Source organism: Citrobacter sp. RHBSTW-00570 (assembly GCF_013739755.1).
Taxonomy (GTDB): domain Bacteria; phylum Pseudomonadota; class Gammaproteobacteria; order Enterobacterales; family Enterobacteriaceae; genus Citrobacter; species Citrobacter braakii.
Genome location: NZ_CP056399.1, coordinates 5,026,464 through 5,050,552, shown reverse-complemented (window position 1 = coordinate 5,050,552; position 24,089 = coordinate 5,026,464). Strand labels below are relative to the sequence as shown.

Here is a 24,089-nt window from a genome sequence, read left to right as displayed (position 1 = left end):
TTGATAAACAGAATTTGCCTGGCGGCTGTAGCGCGGTGGTCCCACCTGACCCCATGCCGAACTCAGAAGTGAAACGCCGTAGCGCCGATGGTAGTGTGGGGTCTCCCCATGCGAGAGTAGGGAACTGCCAGGCATCAAATTGCAGTAAACCGGGATGAATAATCCGGGTAGTGACAAAGATATTCGGTGGAGCGGTAGTTCAGTTGGTTAGAATACCTGCCTGTCACGCAGGGGGTCGCGGGTTCGAGTCCCGTCCGTTCCGCCACTTATTAGAAAATTAAGCCTGCTACCAAGCAGGCTTAATGATAAGAAAATTTAGGGGCGTAGCTCAGTTGGTAGAGCACCGGTCTCCAAAACCGGGTGTCGCGAGTTCGAGTCTCTCCGCCCCTGCCAGAAACAATCCTTAGCATTTTTGCTAAGGATTTTTTTTTACCTGCAATTTGAATTATGCCTTCCTGCTGTTTTACTCCCGGCATCCTTGCCTATATTTTCTTTAATTTTCCAGAATATCTGTTCTCAGCAGATCGCAAATTAGTCCATTTTTATCGCTGTTTTGCAGCCAAACTGCATATAAAGGACGTGAAAGCGTTGTACTGTCGGTAACCGTATGGAGATCGCTTTTGGTTTTGGCCCAGTTGACGGGAAGCCAGCTAAAGCCCTTAATCACTGAAAGTTGCTGCCTGGCCAATTCTGCCGAACTGGTGGTGAGTACCGGCACTTCATCTCCCGCTATTAGTCCTGCTTCGTGTTGTTGGAAATCGGGTCCCCATTCCAGGCGTAAATAATTCAGCTCATCTTTGGTTTGCGAAGGAGAGCTGCAATAGAGCGCCAGCGTGAAATATCCCAACAGTTGGCTGCTAAATTCGTCCATTTTGGGTGTTTCGGTAGTAATCAGTAGATCAAGCTGTCGTTCATGAAGCTGTTTTACTAACGATTGGCGTTGAGCGATCCTCGCTTCAAACTGCAGGCTGGATTGTGGCTCCTGAGATTGATACAAACGCTTCAACCAGTCATTAAGCATGCACTCCCAGAGAGATGCGCTGGCACCGATAGAAAACTCGTTATGCCGCGAGGTATTCGCGACTTCCTTACGTGCTGCCTGCCACGTATTCATCAACGTTTCGGCGTAAGGCAATAATTTTTCACCTGCAGCGGTTAAACGGATATTGTTTCTGTGTCGGGTGAACAGGTTTACACCCAATTGATTTTCCAGTTGTCTGATCCGGAAACTAACCGCTGATTGGGTCAGGTAGAGCGCTTCAGCAGCCCTGCCAAAGTGGCGTGTCCGGCTAACTTCCAGGAAAGTTTTTAACAATTCCGTATCCACAACTCGCTCCATAAAATTATTTGTCGTTATGATTTAAATCTTTTGTTTGACGCTCTGTCAAGCGTAACTAATACTCCGCGCCATAAATAGCTCGGCCAAAGAATTAGGAGCGTGCAGGATGGCGGAAAGCTTTACGACGACTAATCGATATTTCGATAATAAATATTATCCCCGCGGATTCTCCCGTCATGGTGATTTCACCATTAAAGAAGCACAACTGCTTGAGCGTCACGGTTATGCTTTCAACGAGCTGGATCTGGGCAAGCGTGAGCCGGTAACTGAAGAAGAAAAACTGTTTGTTGCGGTATGCCGTGGTGAACGTGAGCCGGTTACCGAAGCTGAACGTGTGTGGTCTAAATATATGACGCGTATTAAGCGTCCAAAACGCTTCCACACCTTATCGGGTGGGAAACCTCAGGTGGAAGGCGCAGAAGACTACACCGAATCTGATGATTAATAAAAAGGGGCGAAAGCCCTTTTTTTATGTCAGTAGTTTCTGCAGATGAATGAGTAACCTGTCTATCGCTCGGTACCCAACGGCCTCCTGTAAATGCTGGCGAGAGATGTGATCACATTGTTCGATATCCGCAATCGTTCGAGCGACCTTAATCAGGCGCAGCCAGGCGCGGATAGACAATCCGAGATGAGCGAGCGTTTCTTCAAGCCACTGTGCATCGTCGCTACGCAGTAGGCAGTATTTATGGATATCCTGACTGTCCAGATGTGCGTTTAACTTATTTTGCCGCTGATACTGACGCTCTCGCGCTGCCATAACACGTTGCTTCACCGTTGCGCTATTTTCCCCTTTCATCGCGCTCTGGCTGAGTATACCGGGCGGCGGTAAGGGAATTTCGAGGGAGAGGTCGAAGCGGTCAAGAAATGGACCTGACAATCGATTTAGGTAGCGCAGTGTCTGTTCTGGGGTACAGCGGTTATGGTTTCCCTGATAATGGCCCGTCGGGCTTGGATTCATCGCAGCTATGAGTTGAAAGCGTGCGGGATAGGTTATTTTTGCTCTGGTGCGGGATAGATGGATCTGCCCGGACTCGATGGGTTCGCGCAGTGCATCCAGCGTGCGCCGCTCAAACTCGGGTAGTTCATCCAGAAACAGTATGCCGTTGTGCGCTAAAGAGATCTCTCCTGGCGCAGGAATAGAGCCTCCACCGACCATGGCGGTTAATGAAGCACTGTGATGTGGCGAGCGAAAAGGGCGTTGCTTCCACTGTTTTTGTATCGTGTCGGAATGGATCAGACTGAGTATCGCGGCACTTTCCAGCGCTTCATCGTTGCTAAGTGGAGGGAGCAGCCCTCTGAGTCGACTGGCTAGCATAGTCTTTCCCGTACCCGGCGGGCCGATGAGCAAGAGGTTGTGGCCGCCTGCTGCGGTAAGCTCCAGCCCGCGTTTACCCTGTTCCTGGCCGATAACATCGCTCAGATCATCAGCTAATGCGTGAGGCGTAAAATCTGCGGATGATGGCCTGTCTAAATCATGCTTACCTTCGAGAAATGCGCATACGGTCTGCAGGTGATCGGCGATCAGGCACCCTTCGCCGTGTATCAGTCCAACTTCAGCGGCATTCTCTTTTGCGACAATAATTCGCCTGCCTGCACGAATGGCCTCGGTTGCGCTTGATATCGCGCCGGGAACGCCGCGTAGCGCGCCTGTAAGCGCTAATTCACCTACCAGCTCGTAGGTGTCGAGATTGTGGGGTGTAAGCTGCTCAGAAGCGGCCAGAAGCGCAACAGCGATAGGTAAATCATATCGCCCCCCTTCTTTCGGGAGATCGGCCGGAGCGAGGTTTATAGTTATCTTCTTTGCCGGGAATTCATAACCGCTATTAATAATCGCACTGCGTACCCGATCGCGAGCCTCTTTCACCGTCGTTTCGGGCAGCCCCACCATGGTTAAACCAGGCAGGCCGTTGCTGATATGTACCTCGATGGTAATGGCTGGCGCATTCACGCCTAGCGCGGCGCGTGTGTGAACAATCGATAGTGACATAATTCCTCCTGATAAAAGTATTATGTCGTAATACATCGCGGCAAGATTTCATATAATTGCGGTTTTTAGATGCTGATTCCCGTATTTTTGCGCAACGTATAACTGCTTGCATTAAGCCTGGAATGACGCCCGCAAATGCTTTTGAATGGTGTTTGTATTGGGGATCGGGTTACCGAGGATCGCCTGAAGCGTGAAATATTTTCATTTTTGATTTTTTTGTATAAAAAACAACGGTATTTATCTAAACCGTTAACGACGTCAGAAAAACGAATAAAAAAATATCTTGTGTCATTTGCAAATTCTATGGTAACTCTTTAGGTATTCCTTCGAACAAGATGCAAGAAAATACAAAAATGACAGCCCTTCTACGAGTGATTAGCCTGGTCGTGATTAGCGTGGTGGTGATTATTATCCCACCGTGCGGGGCTGCACTTGGACGAGGAAAGGCTTAGAAAACAAGCCTTAACGAACTAAGACCCCCGCACCGAAAGGTCCGGGGGTTTTTTTTGACCTTAAAAACATACACGAGGAGCAGAAAGTGAACGGTAGCATAAAATTCTGTTTCTCTAGATTTACGGCGGGGATGTAACTATGAATGGGGCACAGTGGGTGGTACATGCGTTGCGTGCACAAGGGGTTCAAACCGTCTTTGGTTATCCTGGTGGCGCAATTATGCCGGTTTACGATGCGTTGTATGACGGCGGCGTAGAGCACCTGTTGTGCCGACACGAGCAGGGTGCGGCAATGGCGGCGATTGGCTATGCCCGTGCGACCGGTAAAACCGGCGTTTGTATCGCTACCTCCGGCCCTGGCGCAACCAACCTGATCACGGGCCTTGCCGATGCGCTGTTAGATTCTGTTCCAGTGGTGGCGATCACCGGTCAGGTGGCATCACCTTTCATCGGAACAGATGCGTTCCAGGAAGTGGACGTGCTGGGGATGTCTCTGTCCTGCACTAAACACAGCTTCCTGGTACAGTCACTCGAAGAGTTGCCGCGTATCATGGCTGAGGCTTTCGCCGTGGCGAATTCCGGTCGTCCGGGTCCGGTTCTGGTTGATATCCCGAAAGACATCCAATTAGCCAGCGGTACGCTGGAGCCATATTTTACGACCGTCGAAAACGTAGAGACGTTTCCGCACGCTGACGTTGAGCCGGCACGTAATATGCTGGCGCAGGCGCAAAAGCCCATCCTGTACGTAGGTGGTGGCGTAGGTATGGCGCAGGCGGTCCCGGCCCTGCGTGAATTTATCGCGATAACCCAAATGCCGGTCGCCTGCACGCTGAAAGGTCTGGGCGCAGTAGATGCTGACTACCCGTACTATTTGGGGATGTTGGGAATGCACGGTACTAAAGCCGCGAATTTCGCGGTGCAAGAGTGCGATTTACTGATTGCGGTTGGCGCACGTTTTGATGACCGGGTGACTGGTAAGCTGAATACCTTCGCACCGAACGCCAGCGTAATCCACATGGATATCGACCCGGCGGAAATGAACAAACTGCGCCAGGCACACGTGGCGCTGCAGGGGGATTTAAATTCTCTTCTGCCAGCATTACAGCAATTGATGAAGATTGACGAATGGCGTCAGCACAGCGCTGAACTGCGCGCAGAACATATCTGGCGCTACGACCATCCGGGGGAAGCTATCTATGCGCCACTGTTGTTAAAGCAGTTATCCGATCGCAAACCTGCGGATAGCGTAGTGACAACGGATGTTGGCCAGCATCAGATGTGGTCGGCACAGCATATGACCTACACTCGTCCTGAAAACTTCATCACGTCGAGCGGTCTGGGGACGATGGGCTTTGGCCTGCCAGCAGCGGTTGGCGCGCAGGTTGCTCGTCCGAATGATACGGTAATCTGTATCTCCGGTGACGGTTCCTTCATGATGAATGTACAGGAATTGGGCACCGTAAAACGCAAGCAGTTGCCGCTGAAGATAGTTTTACTCGACAACCAGCGGTTAGGCATGGTGCGACAATGGCAGCAGCTGTTTTTCCAGGAACGTTATAGCGAAACCACCCTTACCGATAACCCCGATTTCCTCATGTTGGCCAGAGCCTTCGGCATTCCTGGTCAACACATCACCCGTAAAGACCAGGTTGAAGCGGCACTCGACACCATGCTGAACAGCGAGGGGCCATACTTGCTTCATGTCTCAATCGACGAACTTGAGAATGTCTGGCCTCTGGTGCCACCTGGCGCCAGTAACTCAGAAATGCTGGAGAAATTATCATGATGCAACATCAGGTCGCCGTTGAGGCTCGTTTCAATCCGGAAACGTTAGAACGTGTTTTACGCGTGGTACGTCATCGTGGTTTTCAGGTGTGTTCCATGAATATGGAAGCCGCCAGCGATGCGCAGAATATAAATATCGAATTGACCGTTGCCAGCCCCCGGTCGGTCGACTTACTGTTTAGTCAGTTAAGTAAACTGGTAGATGTTGCACATGTTGCTATCTGCCAGAGCACAACCACATCACAACAAATCCGCGCCTGAGCGCAAAAGGAAGAAAAATGACGACGAAAAAAGCTGATTACATTTGGTCTAATGGCGAGATGATTCGTTGGGAAGACGCGAAGGTCCACGTGATGTCCCACGCGCTGCACTACGGTACTTCTGTATTTGAAGGGATCCGTTGCTACGATTCTCACAAAGGGCCGGTAGTGTTCCGTCATCGCGAACATATGCAGCGTCTGCGTGATTCAGCCAAGATCTATCGTTTTCCCGTTTCTCAGAGCGTTGATGAGCTGATGGAAGCTTGCCGTGAGGTGATTCGTAAAAACAACCTGACCAGCGCCTATATCCGTCCGCTGGTGTTTGTTGGCGACGTAGGGATGGGCGTTAACCCGCCTGCGGGATACACCACTGATGTGATAATCGCCGCGTTCCCATGGGGGGCTTACCTCGGTGCTGAAGCGCTGGAGCAGGGGATCGACGCGATGGTTTCTTCCTGGAACCGCGTTGCACCAAACACGATTCCTACCGCTGCTAAAGCAGGTGGTAACTATCTGTCTTCGCTGCTGGTGGGTAGTGAAGCGCGTCGTCATGGCTACCAGGAAGGCATTGCGCTGGATGTGAATGGCTATATCTCCGAAGGCGCGGGCGAAAACCTGTTTGAAGTAAAAGACGGCATTCTGTTTACCCCGCCGTTTACCTCTTCCGCGCTGCCGGGTATCACCCGTGACGCGATCATTAAGCTGGCGAAAGATCTCGATATCGAAGTGCGTGAGCAGGTGCTGTCTCGTGAATCGCTGTACCTGGCCGACGAAGTGTTCATGTCCGGTACCGCGGCCGAAATCACCCCAGTACGCAGCGTCGATGGTATTCAGGTGGGCGAAGGCCGCTGCGGTCCGGTCACCAAACGCATCCAGCAGGCCTTCTTTGGCCTCTTCACCGGTGAAACGGAAGATAAATACGGCTGGTTGGATTCAGTAAACCAATAACAAAATTAATATTTCCCCAAAATAGTTCACGTTGCAGGAAGACGGCAACGCAGCGAGTCCCCAGGAGCTTACTTTAGTAGGTGACTGGGGGGAGCGAGGCAGCCCTCAGCTGCGGCGTGAAATATGCAGGGGAAAGACAGACGGGAGTTAATCAAGCATGCCTAAGTATCGTTCTGCTACCACCACCCACGGCCGCAATATGGCGGGTGCCCGCGCACTGTGGCGCGCCACCGGGATGACCGATGATGACTTCGGTAAACCGATTATCGCTGTGGTGAACTCCTTTACCCAGTTTGTGCCGGGCCACGTCCACCTGCGCGATCTCGGTAAGCTGGTTGCCGAACAAATCGAAGCCTCAGGCGGCGTGGCGAAAGAGTTCAACACCATCGCCGTGGATGATGGTATCGCCATGGGTCATGGCGGCATGCTTTATTCACTGCCGTCGCGTGAGCTGATCGCCGATTCAGTGGAATATATGGTTAACGCCCACTGCGCCGATGCGATGGTCTGTATCTCTAACTGCGATAAAATCACCCCCGGGATGTTAATGGCCTCTCTGCGGCTAAACATTCCGGTGATCTTTGTTTCCGGCGGCCCAATGGAAGCCGGGAAAACCAAGCTCTCTGACCAAATCATCAAGCTTGATCTGGTTGATGCGATGATTCAGGGCGCAGACCCGAAAGTCTCCGACTCGCAGAGCGAGCAGGTTGAACGTTCGGCCTGTCCGACCTGCGGCTCGTGCTCCGGGATGTTCACCGCCAACTCGATGAACTGCCTGACCGAAGCGCTGGGTCTGTCGCAGCCGGGTAACGGTTCGCTGTTGGCGACTCACGCCGACCGTAAAGAGCTGTTCCTCAACGCAGGTAAACGCATCGTTGAGCTGACCAAACGCTACTACGAGCAGGATGACGCTTCAGCCCTGCCGCGCAACATTGCCAGCAAGGCGGCGTTTGAGAACGCCATGACGCTGGATATCGCGATGGGCGGCTCCACCAACACCGTTCTGCACCTGCTGGCGGCCGCGCAGGAAGCGGAAATCGACTTCACCATGAGTGATATTGATAAGTTGTCCCGCAAAGTCCCGCAGCTGTGTAAAGTTGCGCCGAGTACGCAGAAATACCATATGGAAGACGTGCACCGCGCGGGCGGCGTACTGGGCATTTTAGGCGAGCTGGATCGCGCCGGTCTACTGAACCGCGACGTGAAAAACGTGCTGGGACTGACTCTGCCGCAAACGCTCGATAGTTATGACGTTATGCTGACCAAAGACGACGCGGTGAAAAAAATGTTCCGCGCAGGTCCGGCTGGCATCCGTACCACCCAGGCGTTCTCGCAGGATTGTCGTTGGGACACCCTGGATGATGACCGCGCAGAAGGTTGCATTCGCTCGTTGGAACATGCTTACAGCAAAGACGGCGGCCTGGCAGTCCTGTACGGTAACTTCGCGGAAAATGGCTGTATCGTAAAAACTGCTGGTGTGGATGACAGCATCCTGAAATTCACCGGCCCGGCAAAAGTGTATGAAAGCCAGGACGATGCGGTTGAAGCTATCCTCGGCGGTAAAGTGGTTGCCGGCGACGTGGTGGTGATTCGCTACGAAGGGCCGAAGGGCGGGCCAGGCATGCAGGAAATGCTCTACCCAACCACCTTCCTGAAATCGATGGGTCTCGGTAAGGCCTGCGCGCTGATTACCGACGGTCGTTTCTCTGGCGGTACTTCGGGGCTTTCCATTGGTCACGTTTCTCCTGAAGCGGCCAGCGGCGGTAATATCGCAATTATCGAAGATGGCGACATGATTGCTATCGATATCCCGAATCGAGGCATTCAACTGCAACTGAGCGATGCGGAAATCGCTGCGCGCCGTGAAGCGCAAGAAGCTCGTGGTGACAAAGCCTGGACGCCAAAAGATCGTCAGCGTCAGGTCTCCTTTGCGCTGCGCGCTTACGCCAGCCTGGCAACCAGCGCCGACAAAGGTGCGGTGCGCGATAAGTCGAAACTAGGGGGATAATGACCATGGCGGATTCTCAACCCCTCTCCGGCGCTCCAGAAGGCGCCGAGTATCTCAGAGCAGTGCTGCGTGCGCCGGTATACGAAGCGGCGCAGGTCACACCGCTACAAAAAATGGAAAAACTCTCTTCGCGCCTCGATAACGTGATTTTGGTGAAGCGCGAAGACCGTCAACCCGTTCACAGCTTCAAGCTGCGCGGTGCCTATGCCATGATGGCCGGTCTGACCGAAGAGCAAAAAGCGCATGGCGTAATCACCGCATCGGCGGGTAATCATGCTCAGGGTGTAGCTTTCTCTTCTGCGCGATTAGGCGTGAAGGCGCTGATTGTCATGCCTACAGCTACCGCCGATATCAAAGTCGATGCCGTTCGCGGTTTCGGTGGTGAAGTACTGCTACACGGCGCGAATTTTGATGAAGCTAAAGCCAAAGCGATTGAGCTGTCGCAGCAGCAGGGTTTTACCTGGGTTCCTCCGTTCGACCATCCGATGGTGATTGCCGGGCAGGGCACGCTGGCACTGGAGTTATTGCAGCAGGATGCCCACCTTGATCGTGTATTCGTGCCGGTGGGCGGTGGCGGATTAGCGGCAGGCGTGGCGGTGCTGATCAAACAGTTGATGCCGCAGATCAAAGTGATTGCCGTTGAAGCTGAAGACTCTGCCTGCCTGAAAGCGGCGCTGGATGCCGGTCAACCGGTCGATTTGCCGCGTGTTGGCCTCTTTGCTGAAGGCGTGGCGGTGAAACGTATCGGCGACGAAACCTTCCGTTTGTGCCAGGAGTATCTCGACGACATCATCACTGTCGATAGCGACGCTATCTGTGCGGCAATGAAAGATCTGTTCGAGGATGTGCGCGCGGTGGCGGAACCATCCGGTGCGCTGGCGCTGGCGGGGATGAAAAAGTACATTGCCCAGCACAACATTCGCGGCGAACGTCTGGCGCATATCCTTTCCGGCGCTAACGTTAACTTCCATGGCCTACGCTATGTTTCCGAACGTTGCGAGCTGGGCGAACAGCGCGAAGCGTTGCTGGCAGTAACTATTCCGGAAGAAAAGGGCAGCTTCCTGAAGTTTTGCCAGCTGTTGGGAGGACGCTCGGTTACCGAGTTTAACTACCGATTTGCTGATGCGAAAGACGCCTGTATTTTTGTTGGCGTCCGTCTGAGCCGTGGGCTGGAAGAGCGTAAGGAAATCCTCCAGTTGCTTAACGAGGGTGGCTACAGCGTGGTGGATTTGTCCGACGACGAAATGGCGAAGCTGCACGTGCGCTACATGGTCGGTGGGCGCCCGTCGAAACCCTTGCAGGAGCGGCTGTACAGCTTCGAATTCCCGGAATCTCCGGGGGCGTTGCTCAAATTCCTGCATACCCTGGGGACGCACTGGAATATTTCGTTGTTCCACTATCGTAGTCACGGAACCGATTATGGTCGCGTACTGGCGGCGTTTGAGTTGGGTGAGCACGAACCTGATTTCGAAACGCGACTGAATGAACTGGGTTATGACTGTCATGATGAAACGCATAACCCGGCGTTCAGGTTCTTCCTGGCGGGTTAGCGGCAGCCATTAAAAAAGGGTTCATGTAAAAACATGAACCCTTTTTGCAACTGTATCAGCAGATTACAGCGTGATGACTTCGAATTCGACTTCGGTGTTTACATCCGCATCGTAATCCACTTCGTCGAGACCAAAACCGAACAGATTCAGGAATTCCTGCTTATATCCTGCATAGTCCGTTTTTTGCGCCAGGTTTTCGGTGGTGATCAGCGGCCACAGATCGCGGCATGCCTGCTGAATGTCTTCACGCAGTTCCCAGTCATCCATACGGATACGCTGGTTGTCATCAAGCGCCACTTTATCGCCGTACAGGCTGGTGGTCATCAGACGGTTGATCTGCTCGATGCAGCCTTCATGAATGCCCTGTTCTTTCATCAGCTTGAAGACCATGGAGATGTACAGCGGCATCACCGGAATCGCAGACGAGGCCTGCGTGATAACGGATTTCAGTACAGCAACGTTAGCGGAACCGTTCAGCGGAGCCAGTTGATTACGCAGCGCGCCTGCCGCGCGGTCGAGATCTTCTTTTGCTTTGCCCAGCGCGCCGTGCCAGTAGATTGGCCAGGTCAGGTCAGTACCGATGTAGGAGTAGGCAACGGTTTTCACGCTGTCAGCCAGCACGCCTGCTTCGCTCAGCGCGCCCATCCACAGTTCCCAGTCTTCGCCGCCCATGACGGTGACGGTGTTCTGAACTTCTTCTTCGGTTGCCGGCTCAATGCTGGCGGTTATGATCTGATCTTTGTTGGTATCGATCGCTTTAGAGGTATAAACCTCACCGATTGGCTTCAGCGCAGAACGGACGATTTCACCGGTTTTCGGCATTTTACGTACCGGAGATGCCAGTGAGTAAACCACCAGGTCAATCTGACCCAGGTCTTCTTTGATCAGTTTGATAACTTCGTCGCGACACTCGTCGGAGAACGCGTCGCCGTTGATGCTTTTGGAATACAGACCTTCGCGTTTTGCGGCCTCATCGAAGGCTGCAGAGTTATACCAGCCCGCGGAACCTGGCTTGGTTTCCGTGCCTGGTTTTTCGAAAAATACGCCGATAGTGGCGGCTCCGCTGCCAAACGCGGCGGAAATTCTGGAAGCAAGGCCGTAACCGGTGGAAGCACCGATGACCAGCACGCGGGAAGGGCCGTTAGCGATTTTCCCGTTTTTCTTCACATAATCGATCTGTTTTTCCACATTGACTTTGCAGCCAGTCGGATGGGTCGTTGTACAGATGAATCCACGAATTTTTGGTTTGATTATCATAATGATGGCTAATTAAGTTTGTATTTTCGCTGTCAAGTGCGCAATGACACCGTCTGTTCTGGCTTGCTAAACGTGATGGTTAACAAGCCCCCCACATCTATTATGGCACGGGACATTATACAGAAAAGGAGTGCCAATACTGAATCTACCACTGATTTTAGGCCTGATGCTGGCGCTACTCGGCGGATTTACGCTCCAGAACAATCTTCCAGAACGCGTCTATGAGCGGCTCATGCAGCCGTTTTTTCGGCGCGCAGACGCCCAGCTCGAACGGTGTTTTTTCGTCGCTGCGTTCTAAAATCATCACGCGATTCCGTACCGGCTCCGGGCTGTTTTCCAGCACCACTTCCGGCAGCAGAGCCACGCCGCAGCCCAGCGCCACCATCGAGACCATCGCTTCGTGCCCCCCGACCGTGGCGTAAATCGATGGGTTGCTGATTTTGTGACGGCGGAACCACAGTTCGATGCGGCGGCGTACCGGCCCCTGGTCGGCCATGATAAACGGCACCGTCGACCAGTCCGGCTTATCGACCGAAACCTGATTCCGTACCGGGCAAGGCAATGCTGGTGCGATCAACACTACCGTTAAATTCTCCAGCATCGAGAATGCCACAGCACCGGGCAGCGTCTCTGGCTTACCCGCTATTGCCAGATCGGCCTCTCCGGTGACCACTTTGTCCATCGCATCAGCGGCATCGCCGGTGGTGAGCTTAATTTCAACCGAGGGGTGCTCGGCGCGAAAGCGGTCGAGAATTGGCGGCAGGTGGCTGTAGGCGGCGGTAACCGAGCAGAAGATATGCAGCTCGCCCGACAACGACGGTCCCTGCTGATCGAGGGTGTGGCGCAATTGTTGATACTGCAACAGCGTCTGCTGGGCAAACACTCGCAGCTCTTCGCCTGCTTCGGTCAGCGTGACCGTACGGTTATCGCGCACAAACAGCGCCTGGCCGAGATCTTCTTCCAGCCGTTGGATCTGGCGTGAGAGTGTGGAGGGGCTGACGTGCATCGCCCGCGCACTGCGGCCAAAGTGGCGGCTTTCCGCCAGATGCAGGAACATTTTCAGATCGCGTAAATCCACGGACGAGCCTCCGATTTTCTACGTTGCAGATATTGCAATGTGATGTTGTGAATATATCAATTTCCGCAATAAATTTCCTGTTGTAATGTGGGTTCATTCTCGCTGAAACGCGAACCGAACAATAAGACAGTACAACATCACGAGGTATCACCATGGCTAACTACTTTAATACACTGAACCTGCGCCAGCAGCTGGCGCAGCTGGGCAAATGTCGCTTTATGGGTCGCGACGAATTCGCCGATGGCGCAAGCTACCTTCAGGGTAAAAAAGTGGTCATCGTCGGGTGCGGTGCTCAGGGGCTGAACCAAGGCCTGAACATGCGCGACTCCGGTTTGGATATCTCCTACGCCCTGCGTAAAGAAGCGATTGCTGAGAAGCGCGCTTCCTGGCGCAAAGCGACCGAAAATGGCTTCAAAGTAGGTACCTACGAAGAGCTGATCCCGCAGGCGGATCTGGTGGTTAACCTGACCCCGGACAAACAGCACTCCGACGTTGTACGTTCCGTACAGCCGCTGATGAAAGACGGCGCGGCGCTGGGCTACTCCCACGGTTTCAACATCGTCGAAGTGGGCGAGCAGATCCGTAAAGATATCACTGTGGTGATGGTTGCGCCGAAGTGTCCGGGTACCGAAGTGCGTGAAGAGTACAAACGTGGTTTTGGTGTTCCAACCCTGATCGCCGTTCACCCGGAAAACGATCCGAAAGGCGAAGGCATGGCGATTGCCAAAGCATGGGCTGCGGCCACTGGCGGTCACCGTGCAGGCGTGCTGGAATCGTCCTTCGTTGCGGAAGTGAAATCTGACCTGATGGGCGAGCAGACAATTCTGTGCGGTATGCTGCAGGCAGGCTCTCTGCTGTGCTTCGACAAGCTGGTGGAAGAAGGTACTGACCCGGCTTACGCCGAAAAACTGATTCAGTTTGGCTGGGAAACCATCACCGAAGCGCTGAAGCAGGGCGGTATCACCCTGATGATGGATCGTCTGTCTAACCCAGCGAAACTGCGTGCTTATGCGCTGTCCGAACAGCTGAAAGAGATCATGGCGCCATTGTTCCAGAAACACATGGATGACATCATCTCCGGCGAATTCTCTTCAGGCATGATGGCTGACTGGGCCAACGACGATAAGAAACTGCTGACCTGGCGTGAAGAGACCGGCAAAACCGCGTTCGAAACCGCGCCGCAGTTTGAAGGTAAAATTGGCGAGCAGGAGTACTTCGATAAAGGCGTGCTGATGATCGCGATGGTGAAAGCTGGCGTTGAGCTGGCGTTTGAAACCATGGTGGATTCCGGCATCATCGAAGAGTCTGCTTACTACGAATCACTGCACGAACTGCCGCTGATCGCGAACACCATCGCCCGTAAGCGCTTGTACGAAATGAACGTTGTCATTTCCGATACCGCAGAATACGGTAACTACCTGTTCTCTTACGCGTGCGTACCGCTGCTGAAAGAGTTCATGGCCACCCTGCAAACCGGAGATCTGGGCAAAGCGATTGCCGAAGGTGCGGTAGACAACGCGCAGCTGCGCGACGTGAACGATGCTATTCGCGGCCATGCTATCGAGAAAGTGGGCCAGAAACTGCGTGGCTATATGACTGATATGAAACGTATTGCTGTAGCTGGCTAAGAGGCCGCCTTTCGGCAAAAAAAAGCCCGGTGTTTTAACACACCGGGCTTTCTATTAGTTACGGTACAGCACTTTAATGATGTGATAACCGAACTGAGTGTGCAGTGGGCCGGTTGGCTCCAGCACCGGGCAGGAGAACACCACTTTATCAAACGCCGGAACCATCTGGCCCTGACGGAATTCGCCTAAATCGCCGCCGCGTTTGCCCGACGGGCAGATAGAGTGTTTCTTCGCCAGTTTACCAAAATCGGCGCCATTTTTGATTTGTTCCAGAAGATCGAGAGCCAGTTTCTCTTCTTTAACAAGGATATGCACTGCTGATGCTGTTTTTGCCATGGTTTGCGCTCTGAGTTGAGTGATAAATCAGGGCGCAATAGTAGCATGTAATCCGTGGTCTTCGGCGATGGGCTATGACCGATCCCCCTGGCGTCACTTTCTGCTACAATCCACATCCCCGTGTTTACAGATTGAGCAATCCTCTATGCGTTTGAACCCCGGACAACAACAAGCCGTCGAATTCGTCACCGGACCTTGCCTGGTGCTGGCGGGAGCGGGTTCCGGTAAGACGCGTGTTATCACTAACAAAATCGCACATCTGATCCGTGAATGTGGCTATCAGGCACGACATATTGCGGCAGTAACCTTTACCAATAAGGCTGCGCGCGAGATGAAAGAGCGTGTGGCGCAAACGTTGGGTCGTAAAGAAGCGCGCGGGTTGATGATCTCTACTTTCCACACTCTGGGACTGGATGTCATTAAGCGTGAATACACCGCGCTAGGGATGAAGTCGAACTTCTCGTTATTTGATGATACTGACCAGGTGGCCCTGCTTAAGGAATTGACCGAAGGGCTAATTGAAGACGATAAACTTATCCTTCAACAGTTGATTTCAACGATCTCCAACTGGAAAAACGATCTGATGACCCCAGCGCAGGCGGCAGCCAGTGCAAAGGGTGAACGCGATCGTATTTTTGCCCACTGCTATGGTCTGTATGACGCGCATATGAAGGCGTGTAACGTCCTCGATTTTGACGATCTGATCCTGCTCCCCACGCTGCTGTTGCAGCGCAATGAAGAGGTGCGCGAGCGCTGGCAGAACAAAATCCGCTACCTGCTGGTGGATGAATATCAGGATACCAACACCAGCCAGTACGAGTTGGTGAAGTTGCTGGTGGGGAAACGCGCGCGCTTTACCGTCGTGGGTGATGACGATCAGTCGATCTACTCCTGGCGCGGTGCACGTCCGCAGAACCTGGTACTGTTAAGCAAAGATTTTCCGGCGCTGCAGGTGGTGAAGCTGGAGCAAAACTATCGTTCATCAGGGCGTATCCTGAAGGCGGCGAACATCCTTATTGCTAACAACCCACACGTCTTTGAAAAACGGCTCTTTTCTGAGCTGGGCTACGGCGCTGAGCTGAAGGTTTTGAGTGCGAATAATGAAGAGCACGAAGCAGAACGCGTGACCGGGGAACTGATTGCCCATCACTTTGTGAACAAGACGCAGTATAAAGACTACGCCATCCTGTATCGCGGTAATCATCAGTCGCGAGTGTTCGAAAAATTTCTTATGCAGAACCGCATCCCGTACAAAATTTCCGGCGGGACGTCGTTCTTCTCACGTCCGGAGATTAAAGATTTGCTGGCCTATCTGCGCGTGCTCAGCAACCCGGATGATGACAGTGCATTTTTGCGCATCGTAAATACGCCAAAGCGTGAAATCGGTCCGGCCACGCTGCAAAAGTTGGGGGAATGGGCGATGACGCGTAATAAAAGCCTGTTTACCGCCAGCTTTGATATGGGACTTAGCCAGACGCTAACCGGGCGCGGATATGATTCTCTGACCCGCTTTACGCACTGGCTGGGTGACATTCAACGTCTGGCGGAGCGCGAGCCGGTTGCCGCCGTACGCGATCTGATCCACGGCATTGATTACGAATCCTGGCTGTATGAAACCTCGCCGAGCCCGAAAGCGGCCGAAATGCGTATGAAAAACGTCAACACGCTGTTCAGCTGGATGACGGAGATGCTGGAAGGTAGTGAGCTGGAAGAGCCAATGACCCTGACTCAGGTCGTTACCCGCTTTACCCTGCGCGACATGATGGAGCGCGGAGAGAGCGAAGAAGAGTTGGATCAGGTGCAGTTGATGACGCTGCATGCTTCAAAAGGACTGGAGTTCCCGTACGTATTTATGGTGGGAATGGAAGAAGGATTTTTGCCGCACCAGAGCAGCATCGATGAAGATAACATCGACGAAGAGCGTCGTCTGGCTTACGTCGGGATTACGCGTGCGCAGAAAGAACTTATCTTCACGCTGTGTAAAGAGCGCCGCCAGTACGGTGAACTGGTTCGACCGGAACCGAGCCGTTTCCTGTTGGAACTACCACAAGATGACGTTATCTGGGAACAGGAACGTAAAGTGGTGAGTGCCGAGGAGCGGATGCAAAAAGGGCAGGCCAGCATTGCTAACATTCGGGCAATGATGGCGAAAGCCAAAGAGAAATAGGTATTTTGTAGGCCGGATAAGCGTAAGCGCTATCCGGCAGCCAGCATCTAATGCACTTCCAGCGGCCAGTGGACATAACTTTGCCACTGTATTTCCTGATCGATTAACTCTGTACCTAATGGATGATGTTCCAGCCAGCCTTCCGGTAGCGTTAACGTCAGATTCTCATCCTGAGCTTGCAGGGTGATATGTGGCACTAAATCGTCGCGACGGCGAGCGGCGAAAATGATCGCCAGGCGTAGCAAACGGCAAAGGTGCTCTGCGATGCGTGGTGGCACAGCGTTTTGCTGGTGGAGTGAAGAGAGATCGACCGGATTAGTTTGGTTGAGCAACAGCGTGGCTAACAGTTTTTTCTGCGCGGGAGTAAAGCCCGGGAGATCGAGATTACGTACCAGCCAGGCGGCATGCAGCGGCGCCTGCTTATACTCTACGCTCAGTCCTATTTCATGCAACTGACAGGCACTTTGCAGCAGTTCACGACTAATGGCTCCAAGATGCCACTCATCTTTCACCTGTTCGAGTAAATGTACAGCCAATTGCGTGACGCGATTCGCCTGATCGGTGTCGACCATAAATCGACGCTGAATATTACGCAGCGTACGGCTGCGAATGTCCTGATCAACCGGTAAGTGCAGCATGCCGTAGACCAGACCTTCGCGTAGTGCGCCGCCGGCCAGAGTCATGCATTGAATATTCAGTTCGGTGAAAATGGCGATCAGAATGGCCAGTCCGCTGGGAAAAACCAGTGCGCGTTCGAGCGTTAACCCTTCTATTTCCAGCTCTTCCAGACGACCACAATGAATGGCGCGTTGTTTAAGCTGCTGAAGCTTGGCCAACGTAATGCGCTCATCCATGCCTTGCGCCATCATGATTTCCTGTAACGCCTGGACGGTGCCAGAGGCACCAACGCAAACTTTCCAGCCATGAAAACGCAGTTTGTCGGCGACCGGGCGCAGAACTTCGCGAGCCGCTTTCTCTGCTTCGTCAAAGTTTTCCTGTGCCAGATTACGATTGGTGAAATACCTTTCGAGCCAGGTGACGCAGCCCATTGACAGGCTGAACAGAGAGGTGGTTTGCGCGCCGGAGCCGGTAACCAGTTCAGTGCTGGCACCGCCAATATCAACGACAAGGCGCTGATCGGCACCGCCGGTGGTGTGGGCAACACCTTGATAAATCAGCCGCGCTTCTTCTTCGCCGCTGATGACCTGGACAGGACAGCCGAGGATCTCTTGCGCTTTGGCGATAAACTCATCGGCGTTTACCGCGATGCGTAATGTTGCCGTGGCGACCACGCGGATTTGCGGCTGAGGGATATCCTGCAGGCGTTCAGCAAACAGGCGCAGGCATTGCCAGCCGCGCTCCATAGCTTCAGCGGAAAGAACGTTGTCGCTGTTGAGGCCAGCGGCCAGACGCACCTTGCGTTTAATACGCGTGAGCGTCTGAATGCTTCCCGCCACCTCGCGTACAACCAGCATATGAAAACTATTCGAGCCTAAATCAATTGCGGCGTACAGCGAAGTGGTTGTGAGCATATCTAACGTTAACCTGAACGACGACGATTACGCGGAGCACCACCGGTACGGCGTGGGCCATTGCCTGTGCGCGGACGCGTTAAGCGTAACGGCTTCGGCAGATCGGTCATCAGCGCATCCGGGTTGTACTTGCTGACCGGGATCGAGTGACCGATATAGGTCTCGATTGCTGGTAAATTCAGCGCGTATTCTTCACAGGCCAGGCTGATAGAGTGACCGCTTGCTCCGGCGCGACCGGTACGACCGATACGGTGAACGTAATCTTCACAGTCATCCGGCAGGTCATAGTTAAATACGTGCGTTACGGCTGGGATATGCAGACCACGCGCGGCGACATCCGTCGCAACGAGAATGTCGAGATCGCCACGGGTGAACTCATCAAGGATACGCAGACGTTTTTTCTGCGCCACGTCACCGGTCAACAGACCGACGCGATGACCGTCAGCGGCAAGGCTACCCCAGATATCTTCACAACGATGCTTGGTGTTAGCAAAGACGATGGCGCGATCTGGCCACTCTTCTTCAATCAGCGTTTGCAGTAAACGCATTTTCTCTTCGTTGGAAGGATAGAAGAGCTCTTCTTTAATACGGTGACCTGTCTTCTGTTCCGGTTCGACTTCAACGTACTCGGCGTTATTCATCTGTTCGAACGCCAGTTCGCGAACGCGGTAAGAGAGGGTTGCAGAAAACAGCATGTTCAGACGTTGGGTGGTTGGCGGCATACGACGGAACAGCCAACGGATATCTTTGATAAAGCCCAGATCGTACATACGATCGGCTTCATCCAGCACCACGACCTGAATCGCGCCCAGGTTAATGTGGTTCTGTTTTGCATAGTCGATGAGACGACCGGTCGTGCCGATAAGAATATCGACGCCGCTTTCCAGCACTTTCAGCTGTTTGTCGTAACCGTCGCCGCCATAAGCCAGGCCTAATTTCAAACTGGTGGTCTGTGCCAGCGGCTCGGCGTCAGCATGGATCTGCACGGCTAACTCACGCGTTGGCGCCATAATTAACGCACGCGGTTGGTTCACCTTGCGATCGGCAATCGCGGGATGAGAGAGAAGATAATGAAACGTTGACGTCAGGAACGCCATCGTTTTTCCGGTACCGGTTTGCGCCTGCCCTGCAACATCACGACCTGCCAGCGTTAGCGGCAGCGCGAGGGCCTGAATGGGCGTGCAGTTATGAAAGCCTTTATTTTCAAGGGCTTCTATCACCTTTGGGTGCAGGGCGAAGTCGGAAAACTTCTGTTCTGTTAAATGTGTTTTGCTCATAGTGTGGTAGAATATCAGCTTACTATTGCTTTACGAAAGCGTATCCGGTGAAATAAAGTCAACCTTTAGTTGGTTAATGCTACATCAACACGTCGTTGATTAAGAGTACACCAACGCACCAGGCTTATTCCTGTGGAGTTAATATGAGCGATAAAATTATTCACCTGACTGACGACAGTTTTGACACGGATGTACTCAAAGCGGACGGAGCTATCCTCGTTGATTTCTGGGCAGAGTGGTGCGGTCCGTGCAAAATGATCGCTCCAATTCTGGATGAAATCGCTGACGAATATCAGGGCAAATTGACGGTTGCTAAACTGAACATTGACCAAAACCCAGGCACCGCGCCGAAGTATGGTATCCGTGGCATCCCGACCCTGCTGCTGTTTAAAAACGGCGAAGTTGCGGCGACTAAAGTCGGCGCACTATCCAAAGGTCAGTTGAAAGAATTCCTCGACGCTAATTTAGCGTAAGGAAGTCTCATGATCGGGCGACCATACTTCGAAATGATTCGGATGACTGGACGCCCGACTTGAGTCGTGCTAAGTTAGTGTTGACTTCGTATTAAACATACCTTATTAAGTTTGAATCTAGTTATATCCAATACTTCCCGTTGTTTCTCGCGCGAGAAGTGGACAGATTCCTGGCTTGACACTCAATCCGTCTTGTCGTTTCAGTTCTGCGTACTTTCCTGTGACCAGACAGCGAACAGACATGAGTTGATGGCCGTAAACAGGCATGGATGACCCTGCCATACCATTCACAACATTAAGTTCGAGATTTACCCCAAGTTTAAGAACTCACACCATTATGAATCTTACCGAATTAAAGAATACGCCGGTTTCTGAGCTGATCACTCTCGGCGAAAATATGGGCCTTGAAAACCTAGCTCGTATGCGCAAGCAGGACATTATTTTTGCCATCCTGAAGCAGCACGCAAAGAGTGGCGAAGATATCTTTGGTGACGGTGTGCTGGAGATATTGCAGGATGGATTTGGTTTCCTCCGCTCTGCAGACAGCTCCTACCTCGCCGGTCCTGATGACATCTACGTTTCTCCCAGCCAAATCCGCCGTTTCAACCTCCGCACTGGTGATACCATCTCTGGTAAGATTCGCCCGCCGAAAGAAGGTGAACGCTACTTTGCGCTGTTGAAAGTTAACGAAGTTAACTACGACAAACCAGAAAATGCCCGTAACAAAATCCTCTTTGAGAACTTAACTCCGCTGCACGCAAACTCTCGTCTGCGTATGGAACGTGGTAACGGTTCTACTGAAGACTTAACGGCGCGTGTACTGGATTTGGCATCACCGATCGGTCGTGGCCAACGTGGTCTGATTGTTGCTCCGCCGAAAGCAGGTAAAACCATGCTGCTGCAGAACATCGCGCAGAGCATTGCTTACAACCATCCGGACTGCGTGCTGATGGTGCTGCTGATTGACGAACGTCCGGAAGAAGTTACCGAGATGCAGCGTCTGGTGAAAGGTGAAGTGGTTGCGTCTACCTTTGACGAACCAGCCTCCCGCCACGTTCAGGTTGCGGAAATGGTTATCGAGAAGGCGAAACGTCTGGTTGAACACAAGAAAGACGTTATCATTCTGCTCGATTCCATCACCCGTCTGGCGCGTGCTTACAACACCGTGGTTCCGGCTTCCGGTAAAGTTTTGACCGGTGGTGTTGATGCCAACGCCTTGCATCGTCCGAAGCGTTTCTTCGGTGCGGCGCGTAACGTGGAGGAGGGCGGTAGCCTGACCATCATCGCGACTGCGCTGATCGATACTGGCTCTAAAATGGATGAAGTTATCTACGAAGAGTTTAAAGGTACCGGCAACATGGAACTGCATCTCTCTCGTAAGATTGCTGAAAAACGCGTCTTCCCGGCTATCGACTACAACCGTTCCGGTACCCGTAAAGAAGAGCTGCTCACCACCCAGGAAGAGCTGCAGAAAATGTGGATCCTGCGCAAAATCATCCATCCGATGGGTGAAATTGATGCCATGGAATTCCTCATTAACAAGCTGGCGATGACCAAGACTAACGACGACTTCTTCGACATGATGAAGCGTTCGTAATTCAGGTCTCATCCGAAAACGCCACGTTTTTACGTGGCGTTTTGCTTTTGTGGCTGTAATCTTAACGACACAATAACGATAATACGGTATGACATACCGCATGGCGAAGAAGGGTTGAAATTCGTATTTTGTGGTTGCTAATCATATAGAACCACCTGATATGGAGCTGATATTGAGTCGGGTTTCTCTTCTGAATAATTGGCTGGATGGTTATACTTCGTGTATTGATATTCTCTGAGAGCATGTATAGTGAATTTATTGACAGCAAGTACTGATCTCATCAGTATTTTTTTATTCACAACGCTGTTTCTTTTCTTTGCCCGCAAGGTCGCGAAAAAGATTGGATTGGTGGATAAACCCAACTTCCGCAAACGTCATCAGGGACTGATTCCGCTGGTTGGAGGGATTTCGGTTTACGCAGGCATTTGCTTTACGTTTCTTATCGCCGATTACTATATCCCGCATGCTGCTCTCTACCTGGGTTGTGCTGGTGTACTGGTGTTTATCGGTGCCCTGGACGATCGTTTTGATATCAGTGTAAAAATCCGCGCAACCATCCAGGCCCTTATCGGCATCATTATGATGACGGTGGGTAAACTCTATCTGCTAAGCCTTGGCTATATTTTCGGCCCTTGGGAGATGGTGCTCGGTCCTTTTGGATATTTCCTTACCCTGTTTGCCGTCTGGGCGGCAATAAACGCCTTCAATATGGTGGATGGGATTGATGGTCTGTTGGGTGGATTATCTAGCGTGTCATTCGCCGCTATGGGGCTTATCCTGTGGTTCGATGGTCAAACAAGTCTGGCCATCTGGTGTTTTGCCATGATCGCCGCCATTCTGCCTTACATCCTGCTGAATCTGGGTATTCTCGGACGCCGCTATAAAGTTTTTATGGGGGATGCGGGCAGTACGCTGATTGGCTTCACGGTGATTTGGATCCTGCTGGAGACTACCCAGGGGCCAACGCATCCTATCAGCCCGGTCACCGCTTTGTGGATTATTGCCATTCCGTTAATGGATATGGTGGCAATTATGTATCGTCGCTTACGCAAGGGCATGAGCCCTTTCTCCCCGGATCGCCAACATATTCACCATTTAATCATGCGCGCCGGATTTACCTCCCGACAGGCTTTTGTCCTGATTACCCTGGCTGCAGCTATTCTGGCATCTATTGGCGTGCTGGCTGAATATTCTCGCATTGTCCCGGAGTGGGTGATGTTGGTGTTTTTTTTACTGGCGTTTGTCTTGTACGACATCTGTATTAAACGGGCCTGGAAGGTAGCGAGATTTATCAAACGTTTGAAGCGCAAGTTGCGTAGAAACCGTGAAAGTAAACCAGACTTAACCAAATAAATTGAGGGTACGATGAGACAACCATTACCGGGGGAAGATGCCGTGAGCGCTGAAAATGAACTGGATATCCGTGGGTTGTTTCGTACCTTGTGGTCAGGGAAGGTGTGGATCGTCGGTATGGCTCTCGCCTTCGCGATAGCGGCCCTCGCCTATACGTTTTTTGCGCGTCAGGAGTGGAGTGCCACGGCGATTACTGACAGGCCAACGGTCAATATGTTGGGTGGCTTTTACTCTCAACAACAGTTTTTACGCAACCTGGATATTAAGGCCAGTCTCGCGTCCACGGACCAACCGTCAGTAATGGATGAGGCCTATAAAGAATTCATTATGCAGCTTGCCTCCTGGGATACACGCCGAGAATTCTGGCAGCAGACTGATTACTTTAAGCAGCGTATGGTCGGTAATAGCAAAGCCGATGCGGCGATGCTGGATGAACTGATCAATAACATTCAGTTTTTGCCTGGCGATACGCTGCGTAATACCAATGACAGCGTGAAGCTGATTGCCGAGACGGCTCCTGATGCCAACAATTTGCTGCGCCAGTACGTCGCGTTTGCCAGCCAACGCGCGGCACGTCATCTGAATGATGAGTTAAAAGGCGCATGGGCCGCACGCACTGTGCAGATGAAAGCGCAGGTCAAACGTCAGGAAGAAGTGGCAAAATCCATTTTCTCTCGCCGCGTCCACAGCATTGAACAAGCGCTTAAAATTGCTGAGCAGCATAATATTTCGCGTACTTCCACAGATGTTCCAGCTGATGAATTGCCGGATTCAGAATTGTTCTTACTCGGACGTCCAATGTTGCAGGCGCGACTTGAGAATCTGCAGTCAATTGGTCCGGATTTCGATCTGGACTATTTCCAGAACAGGGCCATGCTGAACACCCTGAACGTTGGACCAACTTTAGATCCGCGTTTTCAGACCTATCGTTATTTGAGAACGCCGGAAGAGCCGGTAAAACGTGACAGCCCTCGTCGCGCCTTCCTGATGATTATGTGGGGTATCGTTGGGGCTCTGATCGGTGCTGGTGTCGCGTTAACCCGTCGCCGTACGATTTAG

Annotated in this window: 21 protein-coding genes, 2 tRNA genes and 1 rRNA gene; 17 read left to right on the top strand and 7 right to left on the bottom strand. The window is 52.4% G+C overall.

The window, feature by feature from the left end:
* The first annotated feature begins 17 nt into the window (after window positions 1-17).
* The 3 genes from rrf (at window position 18) to HV237_RS23945 (ending at window position 393) form a co-directional block, all read left to right on the top strand.
* Window positions 18-133 (top strand): 5S ribosomal RNA (rrf, locus tag HV237_RS23955).
* A 55-nt stretch (window positions 134-188) separates the two neighbouring features.
* A tRNA-Asp gene (locus HV237_RS23950) sits at window positions 189-265 on the top strand.
* A gap of 52 nt (window positions 266-317) precedes the next feature.
* Window positions 318-393, top strand: a tRNA-Trp gene (locus HV237_RS23945).
* Between the two features lie 100 nt (window positions 394-493).
* Here HV237_RS23945 and hdfR read toward each other — a convergent pair.
* Window positions 494-1,339 carry an HTH-type transcriptional regulator HdfR gene (gene hdfR, locus HV237_RS23940; protein WP_087121878.1) on the bottom strand — a complete coding sequence of 282 codons (846 nt, stop codon included), beginning with the start codon at window positions 1,337-1,339 and terminating at the stop codon, window positions 494-496.
* A 106-nt stretch (window positions 1,340-1,445) separates the two neighbouring features.
* Between hdfR and maoP the strand changes: the two genes are divergently transcribed.
* Window positions 1,446-1,784: a macrodomain Ori organization protein MaoP gene (gene maoP / locus HV237_RS23935; RefSeq protein WP_003018025.1), complete on the top strand. Its 339-nt coding sequence runs from the start codon at window positions 1,446-1,448 to the stop codon at window positions 1,782-1,784.
* A 24-nt stretch (window positions 1,785-1,808) separates the two neighbouring features.
* Here maoP and HV237_RS23930 read toward each other — a convergent pair whose 3' ends face one another.
* On the bottom strand, window positions 1,809-3,329 hold the full coding sequence (locus tag HV237_RS23930; protein ID WP_047358765.1) for a YifB family Mg chelatase-like AAA ATPase: 1,521 nt from the start codon (window positions 3,327-3,329) through the stop codon (window positions 1,809-1,811).
* Between the two features lie 353 nt (window positions 3,330-3,682).
* On the opposite strand from HV237_RS23930, the gene ilvL reads away from it, so the two are divergent.
* The 6 genes from ilvL to ilvA all read left to right on the top strand — a co-directional run bounded on the left by ilvL (window position 3,683) and on the right by ilvA (window position 10,332).
* Complete coding sequence (gene ilvL, locus HV237_RS23925; protein WP_001311244.1) at window positions 3,683-3,781, top strand: ilv operon leader peptide; 99 nt, start codon at window positions 3,683-3,685, stop codon at window positions 3,779-3,781.
* Window positions 3,782-3,920: 139 nt separating this feature from the next.
* Window positions 3,921-5,567 (top strand): acetolactate synthase 2 catalytic subunit, encoded by a 1,647-nt coding sequence (ilvG, locus tag HV237_RS23920; protein WP_047358764.1) that lies wholly within the window; start codon window positions 3,921-3,923, stop codon window positions 5,565-5,567.
* Window positions 5,564-5,827: an acetolactate synthase 2 small subunit gene (gene ilvM / locus HV237_RS23915; protein ID WP_003018017.1), complete on the top strand. Its 264-nt coding sequence runs from the start codon at window positions 5,564-5,566 to the stop codon at window positions 5,825-5,827. Before ilvG ends, ilvM begins: the two co-directional genes overlap by 4 nt.
* A gap of 17 nt (window positions 5,828-5,844) precedes the next feature.
* Window positions 5,845-6,774 carry a branched-chain amino acid transaminase gene (locus HV237_RS23910; RefSeq protein WP_003829030.1) on the top strand — a complete coding sequence of 310 codons (930 nt, stop codon included), beginning with the start codon at window positions 5,845-5,847 and terminating at the stop codon, window positions 6,772-6,774.
* 157 nt (window positions 6,775-6,931) lie between these two features.
* Entirely contained in the window at window positions 6,932-8,782 is a 1,851-nt protein-coding gene (gene ilvD, locus HV237_RS23905) for a dihydroxy-acid dehydratase (RefSeq protein ID WP_016157832.1), read from the top strand.
* Window positions 8,783-8,787: 5 nt separating this feature from the next.
* Entirely contained in the window at window positions 8,788-10,332 is a 1,545-nt protein-coding gene (gene ilvA / locus HV237_RS23900; protein ID WP_016157833.1) for a threonine ammonia-lyase, biosynthetic, read from the top strand.
* A gap of 63 nt (window positions 10,333-10,395) precedes the next feature.
* Here ilvA and fabV read toward each other — a convergent pair whose 3' ends face one another.
* Window positions 10,396-11,589: an enoyl-ACP reductase FabV gene (gene fabV / locus HV237_RS23895; RefSeq protein WP_047358763.1), complete on the bottom strand. Its 1,194-nt coding sequence runs from the start codon at window positions 11,587-11,589 to the stop codon at window positions 10,396-10,398.
* Window positions 11,590-11,764: 175 nt separating this feature from the next.
* Complete coding sequence (ilvY, locus tag HV237_RS23890; RefSeq protein WP_016155102.1) at window positions 11,765-12,667, bottom strand: HTH-type transcriptional activator IlvY; 903 nt, start codon at window positions 12,665-12,667, stop codon at window positions 11,765-11,767.
* Window positions 12,668-12,819: 152 nt separating this feature from the next.
* On the opposite strand from ilvY, the gene ilvC reads away from it, so the two are divergent.
* Window positions 12,820-14,295: a ketol-acid reductoisomerase gene (gene ilvC / locus HV237_RS23885; protein WP_047358762.1), complete on the top strand. Its 1,476-nt coding sequence runs from the start codon at window positions 12,820-12,822 to the stop codon at window positions 14,293-14,295.
* A 54-nt stretch (window positions 14,296-14,349) separates the two neighbouring features.
* On the opposite strand, the gene ppiC is transcribed toward ilvC, so the two are convergent.
* Window positions 14,350-14,631 (bottom strand): peptidylprolyl isomerase PpiC, encoded by a 282-nt coding sequence (ppiC, locus tag HV237_RS23880; protein WP_016155104.1) that lies wholly within the window; start codon window positions 14,629-14,631, stop codon window positions 14,350-14,352.
* A gap of 145 nt (window positions 14,632-14,776) precedes the next feature.
* Between ppiC and rep the strand changes: the two genes are divergently transcribed.
* The gene (rep, locus tag HV237_RS23875; protein ID WP_047358761.1) at window positions 14,777-16,798 is read left to right on the top strand and encodes a DNA helicase Rep; all 2,022 of its coding nucleotides are present in this window, start codon (window positions 14,777-14,779) and stop codon (window positions 16,796-16,798) included.
* A 47-nt stretch (window positions 16,799-16,845) separates the two neighbouring features.
* Here the strand turns inward: rep and gppA are convergent, their stop codons facing one another.
* Both gppA and rhlB read right to left on the bottom strand, forming a co-directional pair.
* Window positions 16,846-18,330: a guanosine-5'-triphosphate,3'-diphosphate diphosphatase gene (gene gppA / locus HV237_RS23870; protein WP_047358760.1), complete on the bottom strand. Its 1,485-nt coding sequence runs from the start codon at window positions 18,328-18,330 to the stop codon at window positions 16,846-16,848.
* An 8-nt stretch (window positions 18,331-18,338) separates the two neighbouring features.
* The gene (gene rhlB / locus HV237_RS23865; RefSeq protein WP_047358759.1) at window positions 18,339-19,607 is read right to left on the bottom strand and encodes an ATP-dependent RNA helicase RhlB; all 1,269 of its coding nucleotides are present in this window, start codon (window positions 19,605-19,607) and stop codon (window positions 18,339-18,341) included.
* 143 nt (window positions 19,608-19,750) lie between these two features.
* Here rhlB and trxA point away from each other — a divergent pair, with 143 nt between their 5' ends.
* The 5 genes from trxA (at window position 19,751) to wzzE (ending at window position 24,089) form a co-directional block, all read left to right on the top strand.
* A complete protein-coding gene (gene trxA / locus HV237_RS23860) occupies window positions 19,751-20,080 on the top strand; it encodes a thioredoxin TrxA (RefSeq protein ID WP_001280776.1) in 330 nt (109 codons plus the stop codon).
* A 130-nt stretch (window positions 20,081-20,210) separates the two neighbouring features.
* The gene (locus HV237_RS23855; protein WP_181541855.1) at window positions 20,211-20,330 is read left to right on the top strand and encodes a rho operon leader peptide; all 120 of its coding nucleotides are present in this window, start codon (window positions 20,211-20,213) and stop codon (window positions 20,328-20,330) included.
* 87 nt (window positions 20,331-20,417) lie between these two features.
* Window positions 20,418-21,677: a transcription termination factor Rho gene (rho, locus tag HV237_RS23850; protein WP_002437993.1), complete on the top strand. Its 1,260-nt coding sequence runs from the start codon at window positions 20,418-20,420 to the stop codon at window positions 21,675-21,677.
* 249 nt (window positions 21,678-21,926) lie between these two features.
* Window positions 21,927-23,030 (top strand): UDP-N-acetylglucosamine--undecaprenyl-phosphate N-acetylglucosaminephosphotransferase, encoded by a 1,104-nt coding sequence (wecA, locus tag HV237_RS23845; protein WP_046274878.1) that lies wholly within the window; start codon window positions 21,927-21,929, stop codon window positions 23,028-23,030.
* A gap of 12 nt (window positions 23,031-23,042) precedes the next feature.
* Window positions 23,043-24,089, top strand: coding sequence for an ECA polysaccharide chain length modulation protein (gene wzzE, locus HV237_RS23840; protein WP_047358758.1), 1,047 nt, complete (start codon window positions 23,043-23,045; stop codon window positions 24,087-24,089).

What these genes read in the sequence shown, in the direction of transcription:
- hdfR (WP_087121878.1), bottom strand. Translation starts at nt 1,339, where the DNA reads ATGGAGCGAGTTGTGGATACGGAATTGTTAAAAACTTTCCTGGAAGTT.
- maoP (WP_003018025.1), top strand. Translation starts at nt 1,446, where the DNA reads ATGGCGGAAAGCTTTACGACGACTAATCGATATTTCGATAATAAATAT.
- HV237_RS23930 (WP_047358765.1), bottom strand. Translation starts at nt 3,329, where the DNA reads ATGTCACTATCGATTGTTCACACACGCGCCGCGCTAGGCGTGAATGCG.
- ilvL (WP_001311244.1), top strand. Translation starts at nt 3,683, where the DNA reads ATGACAGCCCTTCTACGAGTGATTAGCCTGGTCGTGATTAGCGTGGTG.
- ilvG (WP_047358764.1), top strand. Translation starts at nt 3,921, where the DNA reads ATGAATGGGGCACAGTGGGTGGTACATGCGTTGCGTGCACAAGGGGTT.
- ilvM (WP_003018017.1), top strand. Translation starts at nt 5,564, where the DNA reads ATGATGCAACATCAGGTCGCCGTTGAGGCTCGTTTCAATCCGGAAACG.
- HV237_RS23910 (WP_003829030.1), top strand. Translation starts at nt 5,845, where the DNA reads ATGACGACGAAAAAAGCTGATTACATTTGGTCTAATGGCGAGATGATT.
- ilvD (WP_016157832.1), top strand. Translation starts at nt 6,932, where the DNA reads ATGCCTAAGTATCGTTCTGCTACCACCACCCACGGCCGCAATATGGCG.
- ilvA (WP_016157833.1), top strand. Translation starts at nt 8,788, where the DNA reads ATGGCGGATTCTCAACCCCTCTCCGGCGCTCCAGAAGGCGCCGAGTAT.
- fabV (WP_047358763.1), bottom strand. Translation starts at nt 11,589, where the DNA reads ATGATAATCAAACCAAAAATTCGTGGATTCATCTGTACAACGACCCAT.
- ilvC (WP_047358762.1), top strand. Translation starts at nt 12,820, where the DNA reads ATGGCTAACTACTTTAATACACTGAACCTGCGCCAGCAGCTGGCGCAG.
- ppiC (WP_016155104.1), bottom strand. Translation starts at nt 14,631, where the DNA reads ATGGCAAAAACAGCATCAGCAGTGCATATCCTTGTTAAAGAAGAGAAA.
- rep (WP_047358761.1), top strand. Translation starts at nt 14,777, where the DNA reads ATGCGTTTGAACCCCGGACAACAACAAGCCGTCGAATTCGTCACCGGA.
- gppA (WP_047358760.1), bottom strand. Translation starts at nt 18,330, where the DNA reads ATGCTCACAACCACTTCGCTGTACGCCGCAATTGATTTAGGCTCGAAT.
- rhlB (WP_047358759.1), bottom strand. Translation starts at nt 19,607, where the DNA reads ATGAGCAAAACACATTTAACAGAACAGAAGTTTTCCGACTTCGCCCTG.
- trxA (WP_001280776.1), top strand. Translation starts at nt 19,751, where the DNA reads ATGAGCGATAAAATTATTCACCTGACTGACGACAGTTTTGACACGGAT.
- rho (WP_002437993.1), top strand. Translation starts at nt 20,418, where the DNA reads ATGAATCTTACCGAATTAAAGAATACGCCGGTTTCTGAGCTGATCACT.
- wzzE (WP_047358758.1), top strand. Translation starts at nt 23,043, where the DNA reads ATGAGACAACCATTACCGGGGGAAGATGCCGTGAGCGCTGAAAATGAA.